Raw genomic sequence first — 14,635 nt, forward strand, 5'->3', positions numbered from 1 at the left:
ATACAAATGCATTTTTTAATTTAAACTAAAAAATGAAGCAACAATAAGTAAATTAAAAATTTTATTCAATTATAGTTAAAAGTTATTTTAAAGACTGTCTTTTCTTTTCCGAATGCTTTTAACCTTGATACCCCGATCCTAAGATTATTGATACGCCAAATTGAGAACCCAGTAAGTGTTTTGATTCTAAGCAGTGTTCAACAGCTTCTCTATTAAAACCTTTAATGAAGTAACCGTCTATTCATAACATTGCAATAGCAGTAATCATATTTGCTCAATTAAAATTTTAGTGGAGAGTCTGTTTTTTCTTTAACTACTTAACGATTAAGTTTTTTAAATTCAAAATGTACAAAATAATAGAACTAATTGATGTTAACTGATTAATTAATTTACTATAATAAAAATTACTAATTATATTCTATCGATGTCAAATTAAAAGGAGCTTAGGATATTGAAAACAGTAATGTGGTTTAGACAAGATCTAAGACTTGATGATAATAAAGCATTATATAACGTTTTTCATAATTTAAATGATGAAGACGAGGTTTTATTAATTTTCCAAGTAAATCCAAAACAGTTTATTAATCAAAGTTATAATCATGATGCTTTTTTTTCAAGCGTAAAAAAATTCAGAACGGATTTAAATACCCAAGGTCATTTGCAAATTATTTACGGGGACCCGATAGAATCATTTAAAACATTGAAAAAATCTGTAAGCGATTGGAATAAAATCTATTTTAATGAAGATACCTCAGGTTATGGAGCAAAGAGAGACTTAATAGCTATTGAATTTTTTAAAGAAAATAAAATAAGTTTCCATTCTTATCAAAATAATTATTTACATGGTGTAAAAGAGATAAAAAAGGAAAATGGAGAAGATTACAAGGTTTTTACTCCTTATTATAGAAAATGGATCGAACTAACTAAAGAAACACCCTTAAAAGTTAAATTTAACAAATCAAAAATTTATTCGGAAGTTCTCTTTCCTACAGATGAACAAAAATTTGACCAATTATTAAAAAAAATAAACCACCCCTTTGATAAAGTTGGGAGTGAAACAGCTATTCAATCAATGAAAAAATTTATTAATAATGATATTTGTGAATATCATAAAAGTAGAGATATCCCTAGTTTAGACAAAACCAGTCATCTTTCTAATTATTTACGCACAGGTGAACTTTCTATTCGTACATTATGGAATGAAATCGAAAAACAAAATTATTCCGAGGGAAAAGAAACTTTTAAAAAAGAATTATGCTGGCGTGAATTTTATAACATGATATATACCAATTACCCTAATCAAAAGGAGACACCTATTAAGGAACAATTTATGTTTATTGAATGGGAAAATAGTCAAGAAAAATTTGAAGCATGGAAAAAAGGAGAAACCGGTTATCCTATTATAGATGCCGCTATGCGCCAATTATTAAAATCAGGATGGATGCATAACAGGTTAAGAATGATCGTTTCTTCATTTTTGGTTAAGGATCTTTTGATTGATTGGCGTTGGGGAGAAAAATATTTTCAAAAGATGTTAATTGACTATGATCCAGCAAGTAACATAGGTGGATGGCAATGGGCTGCGTCTACCGGAACGGATGCAGCTCCTTATTTCAGAATTTTTAACCCCACTACACAAGCTCAAAAATTTGATCCCGATGGAAAATATATTAGTAAGTATGTACCCGAATTAGTAAATCTACCACAAAATTATATACATCAACCGGACAAGTTAAGTAAAGACCAGCAACAAAAATATAAAATGTTTTTAGGAGAAACTTATCCATATCCCATTGTAAATCATAAAGAACGGCGAAAAAATGCGATTTTAGAATTTGAATCTAGTAAAAGTAAGTATAGATCTGAGCAATGAAAACTTATTAGAGTAATATAAAATTGTAAATTTAAGTTTATAAAGTACAAATAGTTATTCATTATAACTAAGCTTAATATGAAAAATAGAATATTATAGAGAAAATACTTTTAAATATAAAAAACAAAAAAGAGATACCCATAATTGAGAATCTCTTTTTTAGCGTTGATGTTATAAATTATTTGTGATCCCTTAGATAACGTTTTTCTTTTTTTTCTTCTTTCTTTTCAGTTACGTGTTCTTCATTTTTGTCAACTTGAGCTTCAAAAATTTCTTTACTCTTTTCTTGCTCAAATGATCTACGGTTTTCTTTAGCTCCATCTCGTTCAGTATGCATAGTTAACACCTTCTTTTGTATTATTGTACGCTTAAAGAAATGTAACGTCCAATTATTACCATTTTCTGTACACTTTGGCAGCTATAATTTATTTATTATCAAGCTTAATTTTACAAACGGCGAATTATTATCTTATAGACTGACGACGCTTGTTTTCGATATTAATTTGATAAAGTTTTCGAATGAGTAAAATTTGTAAATTTTTTTCAATTTCATCTAATGGTAAATGACAATGTGCTTGAAGTTGTTTTGATTCATAGGTTAAATTGTCGCGAACAGTGTATTTTAAGTAGCTTTCAAAATCAAAGAATTCTTTATCATCCATTTCAGACAAAAAAACTTCTGTCTGACGAGAGGTGTTCCAGCTTTGATACTTAAAGGCTAAGTACGGAAAAATACTAAATTTCTCTACGGTATTAATAAATGTGGTATTCATTATGTATCTCCTTTGGTAATTCATAAAAAAACAACTGCCGATCTCTGTAAATTTTAGCAGTTATAATTATTCTTATTGTCCAGCTTCACTAAAAAAACAATTAAAGGCTAATTCAAAGACAAACTGTTATCGTGTCAAAAACTATTAAGTTTAAGACACAAAAAAGGATTCTGTTGCAAAATTTTATCTAAACGCTTATTTAGTGTAAAATAACAGAAACTAAAACATAAGGAGAATAACCATGTCTAATTTTAAACGTAAACAATTTGAAAAGGATATCATCATGGTAGCCGTAGGCTACTATTTAAGATACAACTTAAGTTATCGTGATGTTTCAGAAATCCTTAACTAACGTGGGATCAATGTTTGTCACACGACAGTTTATCGATGGGTACAAGAATACAGCCAAATCATTTATTGCATATGGAAGAAAAGAAATAAATCTGTTGGCGATTCATGGAGAATGAAGTGCACCCCGTCAAGTAGACAGCTAAAAAACAAAAATAATGCTGATCAGGAATCGAGTCTTTCGATTCCTTTTTTATGCGGCTTGTTTCCTAAATTCGTTTGGCAAAAGTTCGTTTAATGCTTCCGAATAGCGATAGTTATTGTAATACCTCATATAACTACTCACACATATTTTTATCTCTTCAAAGTTCTGATAGCTCTCTTGATAGAATTTCTCCTCTTTAAACGTACCCCAGAAATGTTCAATCGGTTGATTATCAAGGCAGCGGCCTACTCGAGACATACTTTTAGTAAACTCATAGTTCTCTTCTAGGCTTTTATAGTCATACGAGGTGTATTGAAATCCGCGATCACTATGAAGAAGTGGACGAACTCCAGGATTCTTGCGCATGGCCTTTTTAATGGTATTTATACCAAGTGGATTATTATTGGAATGTCCGAGCTCCCAAGAAACAATGGAGTGGTCATAAAGATCGATGATAGCACTCAAATAAGCCTTTCGGCCATTCCCATATTTCAACTCAGTAATATCTGTACACCATTTTTGATTGGGTTTTTCAGCGATAAACCTTCGGTTTAATACATTTTCTGCAACATGTACTTCCGTAGCTTTTATATAGGTTGGGCGCTTTCTTTTGATCACTGCTTTGATTCCAAGTATTTTCATTAAACGATAATAACGTTTCCGAGAATAATTTTTCTTGAATCTTCGATTCAGTTGACTACGAATCTGTCGATAGCCGAGCGTTCCTTTCTTACTGTCATACTTCTTTTTAATTTCTATGGCTAGTTTTCGATTCTCACGTTCTTTTTTTGAAGGCCGCCACTTTAACCATTTATAGTAAGAGGAGCGTGCGATTCCTGCTAATCGACAGAGTTGCGTGATTGAATAGTGCTTTTCTTCATGCAGTTCTGAAATTGCTTGGTAGAGTTCAACGTTTTTCACTAATGTTAAGATCGGTTTCGCCGTTGAATCTCTTGTAACTTTTTTGAGAAGTCATTCTCCATTTCTAAATGTCTATTTCGTGCTTCTAGTTCTTTTACTCGTAATTTTAGCTGTTCCTCTTCGGTTAACAACTCACTTGATCTGTTCCGTCCGCGGTTGTCTTTTAGCGCTTCTTTTCCGTATTGCTGGTATTTTTTTACCCAAGAATACACTTGTTGGTATGAAACATTATATTTTTCAATTGCCTGCGTGTAATTCCATTCGTTAGCGATTGTTGAATTTGAGTCAATATCTTGGACACATTTTAGTAGAGACGGTTATGACTATTTTTTTTGATAGGTCTTCAAACTCCTGTGGAGTTTGATAACCGATTGAGCTATGGATTCGGTTTCGATTATAGAATCCTTCAATATAGCTAAATAGCGCTCGATTTGCTTCTTCAAAATCTGAGTAATTTGTCGTATATACTTCTTCCTTTTTCAGTGAGGCATGGAAAGACTCAATTCCTGCATTATCATAAGGCGTTCCTTTTCGACTATAGGAATGTCTTATTTTGTTGGTATCAAGCCATTTTTCCACTTCGATTGCTGTATACTGGCTGCCTAAGTCCGTATGTAGAATCATTCCTTCTGGAATGTGATACTGCATTTTTGCTTGATTCAACGTTTGAATGATACTGTCCACAGTCATCCGCTTTGAAAATGTATAACTAACAATTTTTTTCGTATGTAAATCCATGATTGAAGATAGGTAACACCAACCATTTTTCTTAGTAGGAATATAAGTAATATCAGCTACCCATTTCTCACAGATTGTTTTAGTAGAAAAGTCCTGATTTAAAATATTCTCTTTTGAAATAATTGGGCTATTAGACCTTTGAGGTCTATATTTTTTAATGACAATCGACCTTAAATTTAATTGTTTCATTAGCTTTTGGACATGCTTAAGAGATACTGAACGACCTTTTTTTAATAAAACTTGATGGATCTTTGTGGCACCGTATCGTTGTTTATTCATAAAAAAATTGTTGAAATCCTCTTTTTTAATTGTCTATTTCTGATTTCTGTAGCTGTCAACGGTTTGTTTTTATAAAAATAATAGACACTTCTAGGGATTTCTAACAACTTACACAACAAAGAAACAGTGTAATCTTTACACCATCTTTCAATAAATTGAACAAGTAAATTTATGTTTTTCGAGAGAATATGGCTGCGGCTTTTTTTAAGATTTCAAGTTCCTCTTTCAAACGAGCATTTTCTTTTCCTAGCTCAGCTATTTCTTTTCCAGTCAGTCCTGTGGACTGATCCGGTAAATATAAATTCTTCCATTTATAAATTGTTGCTTCAGATAAGCCATATTCTTTCGCTAAACCTCGAACAGAACGTCCAGTTTGATTCAATTCAACAATCATCTGTCTAAAGTTTTCTTCGTATCGGGTCATAAAATTCATCCTCTCGTAGATAAGTTTAATTTATTTTTGTCTCTACGAAAAGTTGTCTATGATTTGATACTAACACCATTTGAGGGTAACACAAATGCCTTTTTTATTGTCTAGCTTAATTTTACAAATGGCGATAATATAATAGGTGTAGCCATTCAATTTGTATCATTAATGGGTATGAACTTATTTGAATATGAATAATTACGTAAGGAGATAGAAACTATGAAAGATACGATAAACTTTGGAAAGTTACCCAAAGGTCAAGCATCAAATTCCATTAGTAATGCCTGTCTAGTTATTGAGGGTGGAGCATTTAGAGGCGTTTATGCTCAAGGTGTAACGGATTTATTGATGGAACATAATATCAATACGAAATGTACCATCGGATGCTCTGCAGGGGCACTGACCGGTATGAATTATGTATCTGGACAAATTGGTAGAGCAATTAACATCAACCTTAAATACAGACACGATAGTAGATATGTTGGATGGAAAGCTATCAATAAAAATAGAAGTCTAATAGGCTTCAATTTTGTCTTAAATGAAGTAAATGAATACACTCCTTTTGATTTAAACCGCTTTTTATTGAGTGATAGGCAATTTTATGCTGTAGCCACTAATATAGAAACTGGCAAGCCATGCTATTTTAACAAAGCAGATTTCCAATTAGCAGTTCAGGCCTCAGCTAGCATGCCCTTTCTCTCTAAACCAGTTATGATAGGGGAGTCTTTATATTTAGATGGCGGTTGCTCTGATTCTATACCTTATCAATGGGCTATCGAAAAAGGATATCAAAAAATTATTGTAGTTAGAACTAGAGAAAGATCGTATAGAAAAAAAGCACAAACACAAATAAACCTGTTAAAATATTCTAGTTTATCAAAAAAGCATCCTGTATTTTATCAGGCATTAAAAGACAGACCCAAAATGTATAATCAACAATGTGATGTATTAGAAGAATTGATAGAAAGAAATCAAGTATTATGCATTAGTCCGTCTAAACCAGTCACTGTAAGCCGACTAGAGAAAAATTTATCAAATTTAGAAGATCTTTATTGGATGGGATACCAGGATGCAGAAAAAATGTTACCAAAATTAGAAAGTTATTTAGAATCATAATATTATTTGATAGCGTAGCTACTGCCGCTGCACCAACGATATGGATTTGGTGTTAGTGGTGTTAGTATCAAATTATAGACAACTTTTCGTAGAGACAAAAATAAATTAAACTTATCTACGAGAGGATGAATTTTATGACCCGATACGAAGAAAACTTTAAACAGATGATTGTTGAATTGAATCAAACTGGACGTTCTGTTCGAGGTTTAGCGAAAGAATATGGCTTATCTGAAGCAACAATTTATAAATGGAAGAATTTATATTTACCGGATCAGTCCACAGGACTGACTGGAAAAGAAATAGCTGAGCTAGGAAAAGAAAATGCTCGTTTGAAAGAGGAACTTGAAATCTTAAAAAAAGCCGCAGCCATATTCTCTCGAAAAACATAAATTTACTTGTTCAATTTATTGAAAGATGGTGTAAAGATTACACTGTTTCTTTGTTGTGTAAGTTGTTAGAAATCCCTAGAAGTGTCTATTATTTTTATAAAAACAAACCGTTGACAGCTACAGAAATCAGAAATAGACAATTAAAAAAGAGGATTTCAACAATTTTTTTATGAATAAACAACGATACGGTGCCACAAAGATCCATCAAGTTTTATTAAAAAAAGGTCGTTCAGTATCTCTTAAGCATGTCCAAAAGCTAATGAAACAATTAAATTTAAGGTCGATTGTCATTAAAAAATATAGACCTCAAAGGTCTAATAGCCCAATTATTTCAAAAGAGAATATTTTAAATCAGGACTTTTCTACTAAAACAATCTGTGAGAAATGGGTAGCTGATATTACTTATATTCCTACTAAGAAAAATGGTTGGTGTTACCTATCTTCAATCATGGATTTACATACGAAAAAAATTGTTAGTTATACATTTTCAAAGCGGATGACTGTGGACAGTATCATTCAAACGTTGAATCAAGCAAAAATGCAGTATCACATTCCAGAAGGAATGATTCTACATACGGACTTAGGCAGCCAGTATACAGCAATCGAAGTGGAAAAATGGCTTGATACCAACAAAATAAGACATTCCTATAGTCGAAAAGGAACGCCTTATGATAATGCAGGAATTGAGTCTTTCCATGCCTCACTGAAAAAGGAAGAAGTATATACGACAAATTACTCAGATTTTGAAGAAGCAAATCGAGCGCTATTTAGCTATATTGAAGGATTCTATAATCGAAACCGAATCCATAGCTCAATCGATTATCAAACTCCACAGGAGTTTGAAGACCTATCAAAAAAAAATAGTCATAACCGTCTCTACTAAAATGTGTCCAAGATATTGACTCAAATCCATTATAGGAGCCAAAGTATTAAAGAGATATTGTTAGAAGCTCTCGAAATCACACAATAATCAAGGCTCATTAACAATACATGACTCCATGTGACTATTTAGTCCATGTTTTTTTTATTTCAATTCGTATTTCCTTTTATACTTGATAGGGTGAGTTAGTCTACTATTCCACTTATATTTCACTTTTATTCTTCTTAAGTTTATACTCTTAGTAGGAGGTGAATTATAATGGAAAAAAGAAATAAATTTGGTTGGGAATATTTTTTAATTGGTTTACTTTTTATCTTTGTATCTCTAGTATCATTTAATAATCCAGATAGCAGTTTAAAAGCTATTGTTTATATTTTTGCTATTGTTGCAATAATAAAAGGCATATTCGAATTATTCTTTAGACGTAAGCTTCATGAATTTACTAGTCAGAAATCTACCTTGTTAATTGTTTTAGGTATCTTTGACTTAGTTATTGGAGCATTCTTATTGATCAATACAAACGCAGGAGTATTGGCATTACCTTATATCTTTGCTATTTGGTTTATCGTCGATTCAATTGTTGGCTTAGCTGAATCAGATATATTCAAAGTTAGAGGCTCTGGGTACTATTGGTTTATGGTCGTGATCAATATCATTGGTATAATCGTCGGAATTATGCTTTTATTTAATCCAATCGTGTCAGCATTGACACTAGCTTTCTTAGTTGGATTCTATCTAATGATGATTGGTATTTCTCTACTTGTATATGCATTTTAATTAATAGAGGCTTAGGCCTCTATTTTTTTCCGTGATTCGGGTGGTTAATATAGTTATTCTGTATTAAGAATATTTTATTGTGTTACACTTAAGCCTAGAGGTGGATTATTTTTATGTTAAAAACACAAATTGATGTTGTATCATTGATGAAATCCGTATCAGCAAAGGTCACTGATTCTTTTGACAGTGCTTCTATCGTTGTTGAATCTGAAACACCAAAAGAATTAATAGACTCTTCTGAACAACTTTTTAATTCTATCTCAGATGACTTTCAAAAAGATTTCCATCAATATTTCCAAGAAGCATATGTTGCAGAACTAATTAAACAATTAGAAGAACAAAGCGTAAGTTTCAATTAGACCCCATTTCGGAGTCTTTTTTTCTGTGATAGTGGTCGTTAGCAGAAGTTATTCTGTTATGACACAACTTTTATATGTGGTATAATACAAATTGGAATTTCGTTATGAACGTTTTAGTTGCCTTTCGTCACTAAATGAGAAAGGAGAATGTTTTATGCCTATGACATTCAATAAGAACCAATTAGAATACCGTGTTACTTTAGATACTGATTTGAATCTATTTGTTGTTTTCGACAAACAGGACGAAAGCAAAGTTGCAACTGGTACAACGATTGAAAATGCAGTACATGAATTAGCAAAAATCGCATAAGGAGTGTAACCTTCTATGGACTATTACTTTTCATACTGAGAGCATATACTGTTAAACACAGTATATGCTTATTTTTTTTGCTATTTCGTCCGATTATGAACTAATTATTTTTGGCTTTTAATCGAGCGAGGATGCGATGCAAGAATAATATCTTGCGGATAATAACCATACCGATATGACATACTACGTAACAATCGAGCTCGTTCCTTTTTAGTCTTTGCACCACCCAAAATAACAAATTCCGTAAATCCATTATCTCTTTTCTTCAATTTTTTCTTCATGTGAAAGTTCAATTCCTTGATCTCGTCCAATTGCGGACAATTATGGTGTTGTTTCTACCAATAAATTTGACCAAGCGTCAACTACTCTTTCAAAAAGTTCATGTGTAAAATTCATATCATCATTCTCAAAGACAAACTTTACTCCACTAACATTACTGAACGCAGTGTAAGTTTCCCCTTTCAAACACTGTCTTCCTTCAGATTCAAATGATTTAGTACATAGGAACGTTCTATTGACAAAACTAATATTTCCGTTCAATTAAATTACCTTCTTTCCTACGTGAAATATACCAATATTGATTTGTAAGAAAGTTGACGGATTTTCTTACCACTATAATTTCTTAAGTTATAGTAGAAGTGAAAGAAAGCTCGAAACGGATGATGGATCTTAGAATTCTAACGTTAAACTGGGCTTCTTCGCTTTCATTTCTGAATCAGTTTAAAGTATGTTGGGCCTCGAGCTCGTGTATAGGAAAATGGTATCGAAATGTCTAAGTGAAGATCTTTCAAATATTAAGGAAAGTAGGTCTATTCATGAAATATATTATTGCTTTAGATGTTTCAAAGGGTAAAAGTAACGTTGTTCTTTACAAAGAGACTATCTGCTTAGCTGAGTTTGAAATCTCTCACACCAAAAGTGGCTTTCAAATACTCTTAGATGTTGTGAATTCTTGTGTTACTTCACCAGATATTGTTTATGAGTCTACTGGCATTTATTCAAAAGTTATTGATAGATTCTGTGAAATCAATCAACTTACTTTTTATTGTTTAAATCCATATCTTGCAAAACGTCAGATTGATAAAGATACTTTACGCAGCTGGAAAACAAATACTCATGATGCACATAAGTTAGCTCAATCATATCTGCGTAATCATCGTGTAGCGTGTGAGACCCCAGACCTCACCTATGCCTCTTTGCGTCATTTATCTCGATTTTATGCAGAGATAGACGAATATGCGCAGTTAACACGTATGAGACTCCATAACGCTATTGAACAATGCTTCCCTGAATTAAATTCCTTAATTGAAAATCGAATCCTTTCTCACTCGCTCCATTGATTCAAATGTTTCCACATCCAGATTTATTACTAAAATACTCACCTACAAAAATCAAAAATTTAATTATTTAACATTCCTCTAAAAAAATAAGTATCGATAAAGCAAAAATCAAAGCACTTCAGTTACTTGAGTATGCACAAAATTCCTATCCTGCTGTTTCAGCTGAAGATATTCAAGTTGAAAAAGTAAGATACTATGCTCAATTTCTAGAAGAGCTTTTAAGCAAAAAAATGGAACTTTCCAAATAGATAGTAAAAATAGCCAAGTCTCTCAAAGAATTACAGTCTTTTACTAGCTTTCCAGGTATTGGTGAAATTAGCGCCGCTTTGCTTCTCGGAGAGTTGGGTGATCTTAGTAGATTCAGTTCTTCCAAGAAAGTAAATGCCTATATTGGAATAGATATTCGCAGATATCAATCTGGCTCTTTTTTAGGTAACGATCATATAAACAAACGTGGAAATTCTAATGCAAGAAGAGTCTTATACCTCATTGTAATAAATATGCTCAAACAACAGCGCTGGGGGCCAAATCACATTGTTGAATATTACTACAAATTAAAAGAGCCTCCTTATTCTAAAAAGCATAAAGTAACCATGATTGCATGCATCAATAAACTTATTAAATGTCTATATTCGCTGGCTCTTAAAGGAACACTCTATGATTATCACCTTGCTTCGAGAAAATCTGACTAACCCAAGCAAATTGAGTAATTTATTGCCTCTAGTTTAAAAAAATATAGAGCAGAGGCCTATTTGTAATGCCTTACTTTTACATAGCGATTTTAATTTATATCTATATTTACTCTTGACTAGTAGTAAGATATCGTCCGTTTACAGAACTTTTATTTAATGGACTGTCGTTTCTAACGACAATATTAGTTGTAAATCTATTACCTTTGCATTGTATGATTACCTCAGATAAGAAAACGGAGGTACAAAAATGCTAAATGTTATCAAACGTTTCTTAAGCTGCTCTATTTGGTTCTTACTTTTATTGTCTGTCACATAGGTATCTATAAGAAAGTGGTGTAATACGTGTATTTAATTTTTTTAGTTGTATTTTTGATTGGTATCGCAGGTATTGTTTATTTTAATAAAAAAAACGACAAGTATTATAAACTATCAGTTTTGACGTCTCTAGTAGCCTTTTCTGTGCATTTGCTCCATTTGCATTGTTACAAGATAAAATGACTACAATAGACTCATCTGAAGAACAAATACAGCAACTCCACTCTACTCAGACATCTGACATTAAAAATATGGATTATATTGCTAATAATAATGATTAAATTTTAAAAACACTAACTCATTAAATGATAGCGTAAAAAATTTTGTGTAAATAGATTATTAAGATAGAAAAAAAGAAAGTCCATTCTGTAAAATTAACGTTAACACACAGAAATTTTATAGGAGGACTTTCTTATGTCTCATTTTACTACAGAAATTATGGAAACACTTATCAACAAAGGTGATTTGGACGAATTGTTTCGAAACCATTTAGAACTAGCTATCAATTCATTATTAAATGCGGAATTAACAGCCTTTCTTGACTATGAATAATACGATAGATCTGGATTTAATTCTGGCAATTCCCGTAATGGGAAATTACTCCCGCTCATTTAAAACAGAGTACAGCGAACTAAATTTAATTATTCCTAGAGATAGGAATGGGGAATTTGACCAACAAACTTTGCCTCACTATAAAAGAACCAATGATTCTTTAGAAACAACACTTATCCAATTATTTCAAAAGGGTATTACGATGTCTGAAATCTCTGAATTGATTGAAAAGATGTATGGACATTACTATACGCCACAAACTATTTCAAATATGAGTAAGATGATGTCTGAAAATGTCCTAGCTTTCAAGGAAAGAACATTAGAATCGAATTATTCTGTTGTTTTTATAGATGCCACTCATATTCCCTTGAAAAGGTAAACAGTCGCAAAAGAAGCTGTATATATCGCAATTGGTATTCGGTTAGATGGAACGAAAGAGGTATTAGGATATACTATTGCTCCAACTGAATCGGCTTATGTTTGGAAAGAGCAGCTTCAAGACTTAAAAAATAGAGGTCTAGAAGAGATTTTATTAGTAGTAACAGATGGATTAAGCGGTATAGAGGATTGTATTCATAGCGTTTATCCAAATGATCAATTTCAACAATGTTGCGTCCATGTAGCTAGAAATATCGCTCATAAAGTTCGCGTGAGTGATAGAAAGGAAATATATGCAGATTTTAAAACTATTTATCAAGCCTCTTCGAAAGAAGAGGCTATTAATCAAACAGACTTTCTAACGGGTAAATGGGAAAAGCAGTATCCACGAGTAATGAAGCTATTCGCAAATCCTGCTATATTGACCTTTTTTAATTTTCCACCTTCAATCAGACGGACTATTTATTCAACTAATTTAATTGAAGGGTTTAATAAGCAACTAAAAAAATATACAAGAAGAAAGGAACAATTTCCTAATGAGGAATCTCTAGAGAGATTCTTAGTTTCCCAATTTGAGCAATATAATCAAAAATTCTTAGACCGAATCCATAAAGGATTTAAAGAAATTCAAGACACATTGGAATCGATGGTTTAACTTAGTTAATGGAATGGATTATCTATTTACACAAAATTATTGACGCAACCAGTTGTTCGCTATAATCTATTAAAGGAGTTTTTTATTATGCAAACAAAAAATTCAGCTACAAGATATTCACAAGAATTTAAAGAATCCATGATATCTCTGAGTCAGACCGGGCGGTCTGCTAACTCATTGTCTAGAGAATATAACGTGAGCGTCTCAACGATTAGCAAATGGATACGCCAAGCAGATCCCAATGATAGGAGTATTCTTTCAATAAGAGAACGTGATTTAGTAAAAGAAAACAAACGATTGAGAGAAGAACTCGATATTTTAAAGCGAGCAGCGGTGCTTCTGGCAAAAAATTAAAGAAGCAAGGGAGAGAGGTCGTTTTAAGACCCATTCAGCGTAACTTAGAAGCAGGACACCGCATTACCCGAATTTTACAGGTTTTGAATATTTCTAGATCAACTTACTACGATTTTTTGAAGTGGAAGCCGAGCAAATCAGAGCAGAGACGTCAGCTTCTTAAGCAAAAAGTATTAGATTGTTGGTTAAAACACCCCATGTATGGTTATCCTCGAATAACAAAATACTTTAAAGAGAAGTTAAATCTCTCAATCAGTCGCTATCTTAGTTATCGCCTCATGCGGGAATTAGGAATCAAATCACGAATGGTTCGGAAAATGAAGAAACCGAAAAGCTATACCGAAATCGCTCAACGCCCTAACTTGATAAAGAAATTATGAAATAAATCTAGTGTCTTGTTAACAGATATTACCTATATTCCTGTGAAACCTAAATGGGTCTACTTAGCCAGTCTGTATAATCCTGAAACCCGTCGGGTTGAAGCACATAAAATAGGTACCAACATGACAAAAGAGCTTGCTACCAGTGTTATTGACCAATCAATATTAAAATCATTAGGGACAAAAATAATTCATAGCGATATGGGAAGTCAATACACGAGTGATTTATTCGAAAATAGTTTAACACAGCTAAATATCAAACATTCTTATTCCCGTAAAGGATCTCCTGGAGACAATGCAAGAATTGATAGCTTTCATTCTATTTTAAAAAGAGAATATGTAAATTCTCAAAGCTTCCAATCATTGGACGAAGCAATTGTTGGAATTGATAGCTATATTCGCTGGTACATTAATGACCGTATTTCATTGGTTTCCTAGCTCAGGCTAGTACCGTTTTTAAAATTTAACTAAAAACGGTTATTTGAGCTGTTCTTTTTTAGCAAAACATTCAAGTAAATTTATAAAAAATAGTTTAACTCAGCTATTTTTGTTTGAACTAAGTAGTGTCGTAATTTATTTTGAAAATTATTAGCCTTTTTGTGTGCGGGTTCTTGACATAGGAGCCCAAAAAGGT

General features: G+C 32.2%; 12 protein-coding genes and 5 pseudogenes. 11 read left to right on the plus strand and 6 right to left on the minus strand.

Annotation, left to right across the window (positions count from 1 at the left end; genetic code table 11):
* Nucleotides 1-451: 451 nt before the first annotated feature.
* Nucleotides 452-1,873 carry a cryptochrome/photolyase family protein gene (locus ACQKTA_RS13255; RefSeq protein WP_427814987.1) on the plus strand — a complete coding sequence of 474 codons (1,422 nt, stop codon included), beginning with the start codon at nt 452-454 and terminating at the stop codon, nt 1,871-1,873.
* Nucleotides 1,874-2,051: 178 nt separating this feature from the next.
* On the opposite strand, the gene ACQKTA_RS13260 is transcribed toward ACQKTA_RS13255, so the two are convergent.
* Both ACQKTA_RS13260 and ACQKTA_RS13265 read right to left on the minus strand, forming a co-directional pair.
* Nucleotides 2,052-2,210, minus strand: a complete 159-nt coding sequence (locus ACQKTA_RS13260) for a hypothetical protein (RefSeq protein WP_427814988.1) — start codon at nt 2,208-2,210, stop codon at nt 2,052-2,054.
* A gap of 127 nt (nt 2,211-2,337) precedes the next feature.
* Entirely contained in the window at nt 2,338-2,646 is a 309-nt protein-coding gene (locus ACQKTA_RS13265; RefSeq protein ID WP_427814989.1) for a hypothetical protein, read from the minus strand.
* A 241-nt stretch (nt 2,647-2,887) separates the two neighbouring features.
* Between ACQKTA_RS13265 and ACQKTA_RS13270 the strand changes: the two are divergent.
* Nucleotides 2,888-3,112 (plus strand): annotated as a pseudogene (locus ACQKTA_RS13270) (IS6 family transposase); the annotation flags it as partial.
* A gap of 75 nt (nt 3,113-3,187) precedes the next feature.
* Here ACQKTA_RS13270 and ACQKTA_RS13275 read toward each other — a convergent pair.
* The 3 genes and pseudogenes from ACQKTA_RS13275 to ACQKTA_RS13285 all read right to left on the minus strand — a co-directional run bounded on the left by ACQKTA_RS13275 (nt 3,188) and on the right by ACQKTA_RS13285 (nt 5,501).
* Nucleotides 3,188-4,060, minus strand: coding sequence for an IS3 family transposase (locus ACQKTA_RS13275; protein ID WP_427814990.1), 873 nt, complete (start codon nt 4,058-4,060; stop codon nt 3,188-3,190).
* Nucleotides 4,061-4,065: 5 nt separating this feature from the next.
* On the minus strand, nt 4,066-4,350 hold the full coding sequence (locus ACQKTA_RS13280) for a helix-turn-helix domain-containing protein (RefSeq protein WP_427815006.1): 285 nt from the start codon (nt 4,348-4,350) through the stop codon (nt 4,066-4,068).
* A pseudogene (locus ACQKTA_RS13285) lies at nt 4,346-5,501 on the minus strand (IS3 family transposase). The gene ACQKTA_RS13280 and the pseudogene ACQKTA_RS13285 overlap by 5 nt, the downstream one beginning before the upstream one ends.
* 222 nt (nt 5,502-5,723) lie before the next feature.
* Here ACQKTA_RS13285 and ACQKTA_RS13290 point away from each other — a divergent pair.
* From ACQKTA_RS13290 to ACQKTA_RS13310, 5 genes and pseudogenes are all read left to right on the plus strand, one after another.
* The gene (locus ACQKTA_RS13290; protein ID WP_427814991.1) at nt 5,724-6,620 is read left to right on the plus strand and encodes a patatin-like phospholipase family protein; all 897 of its coding nucleotides are present in this window, start codon (nt 5,724-5,726) and stop codon (nt 6,618-6,620) included.
* 134 nt (nt 6,621-6,754) lie between these two features.
* Nucleotides 6,755-7,892: pseudogene (locus tag ACQKTA_RS13295) on the plus strand (IS3 family transposase).
* Nucleotides 7,893-8,147: 255 nt separating this feature from the next.
* Nucleotides 8,148-8,666 (plus strand): HdeD family acid-resistance protein, encoded by a 519-nt coding sequence (locus ACQKTA_RS13300; protein WP_427814992.1) that lies wholly within the window; start codon nt 8,148-8,150, stop codon nt 8,664-8,666.
* A gap of 113 nt (nt 8,667-8,779) precedes the next feature.
* Nucleotides 8,780-9,025, plus strand: a complete 246-nt coding sequence (locus ACQKTA_RS13305) for a toxin-antitoxin system, toxin component (RefSeq protein ID WP_427814993.1) — start codon at nt 8,780-8,782, stop codon at nt 9,023-9,025.
* Nucleotides 9,026-9,179: 154 nt separating this feature from the next.
* Nucleotides 9,180-9,335: a hypothetical protein gene (locus tag ACQKTA_RS13310; protein ID WP_427815009.1), complete on the plus strand. Its 156-nt coding sequence runs from the start codon at nt 9,180-9,182 to the stop codon at nt 9,333-9,335.
* A 104-nt stretch (nt 9,336-9,439) separates the two neighbouring features.
* Here the strand turns inward: ACQKTA_RS13310 and ACQKTA_RS13315 are convergent, their stop codons facing one another.
* Nucleotides 9,440-9,604: a hypothetical protein gene (locus ACQKTA_RS13315; RefSeq protein ID WP_427814994.1), complete on the minus strand. Its 165-nt coding sequence runs from the start codon at nt 9,602-9,604 to the stop codon at nt 9,440-9,442.
* 546 nt (nt 9,605-10,150) lie between these two features.
* Here ACQKTA_RS13315 and ACQKTA_RS13320 point away from each other — a divergent pair.
* The 4 genes and pseudogenes from ACQKTA_RS13320 to ACQKTA_RS13335 all read left to right on the plus strand — a co-directional run bounded on the left by ACQKTA_RS13320 (nt 10,151) and on the right by ACQKTA_RS13335 (nt 14,439).
* Nucleotides 10,151-10,675 carry an IS110 family transposase gene (locus ACQKTA_RS13320; protein WP_427814995.1) on the plus strand — a complete coding sequence of 175 codons (525 nt, stop codon included), beginning with the start codon at nt 10,151-10,153 and terminating at the stop codon, nt 10,673-10,675.
* Nucleotides 10,676-11,016: 341 nt separating this feature from the next.
* The gene (locus tag ACQKTA_RS13325) at nt 11,017-11,367 is read left to right on the plus strand and encodes a transposase (RefSeq protein ID WP_427815007.1); all 351 of its coding nucleotides are present in this window, start codon (nt 11,017-11,019) and stop codon (nt 11,365-11,367) included.
* A gap of 729 nt (nt 11,368-12,096) precedes the next feature.
* Nucleotides 12,097-13,267 (plus strand): annotated as a pseudogene (locus ACQKTA_RS13330) (IS256 family transposase).
* 87 nt (nt 13,268-13,354) lie between these two features.
* Nucleotides 13,355-14,439 (plus strand): annotated as a pseudogene (locus tag ACQKTA_RS13335) (IS3 family transposase).
* The last annotated feature ends 196 nt before the right edge of the window (nt 14,440-14,635 follow it).

This window comes from Enterococcus sp. 22-H-5-01 (assembly GCF_050310005.1).
Classification (GTDB): domain Bacteria; phylum Bacillota; class Bacilli; order Lactobacillales; family Enterococcaceae; genus Enterococcus_A; species Enterococcus_A hailinensis.

Coding starts and splice junctions, on each gene's coding strand:
- ACQKTA_RS13260 (WP_427814988.1), bottom strand. CDS start 2,210: ATGCATACTGAACGAGATGGAGCTAAAGAAAACCGTAGATCATTTGAG.
- ACQKTA_RS13265 (WP_427814989.1), bottom strand. CDS start 2,646: ATGAATACCACATTTATTAATACCGTAGAGAAATTTAGTATTTTTCCG.
- ACQKTA_RS13290 (WP_427814991.1), top strand. CDS start 5,724: ATGAAAGATACGATAAACTTTGGAAAGTTACCCAAAGGTCAAGCATCA.
- ACQKTA_RS13300 (WP_427814992.1), top strand. CDS start 8,148: ATGGAAAAAAGAAATAAATTTGGTTGGGAATATTTTTTAATTGGTTTA.
- ACQKTA_RS13305 (WP_427814993.1), top strand. CDS start 8,780: ATGTTAAAAACACAAATTGATGTTGTATCATTGATGAAATCCGTATCA.
- ACQKTA_RS13310 (WP_427815009.1), top strand. CDS start 9,180: ATGCCTATGACATTCAATAAGAACCAATTAGAATACCGTGTTACTTTA.
- ACQKTA_RS13320 (WP_427814995.1), top strand. CDS start 10,151: ATGAAATATATTATTGCTTTAGATGTTTCAAAGGGTAAAAGTAACGTT.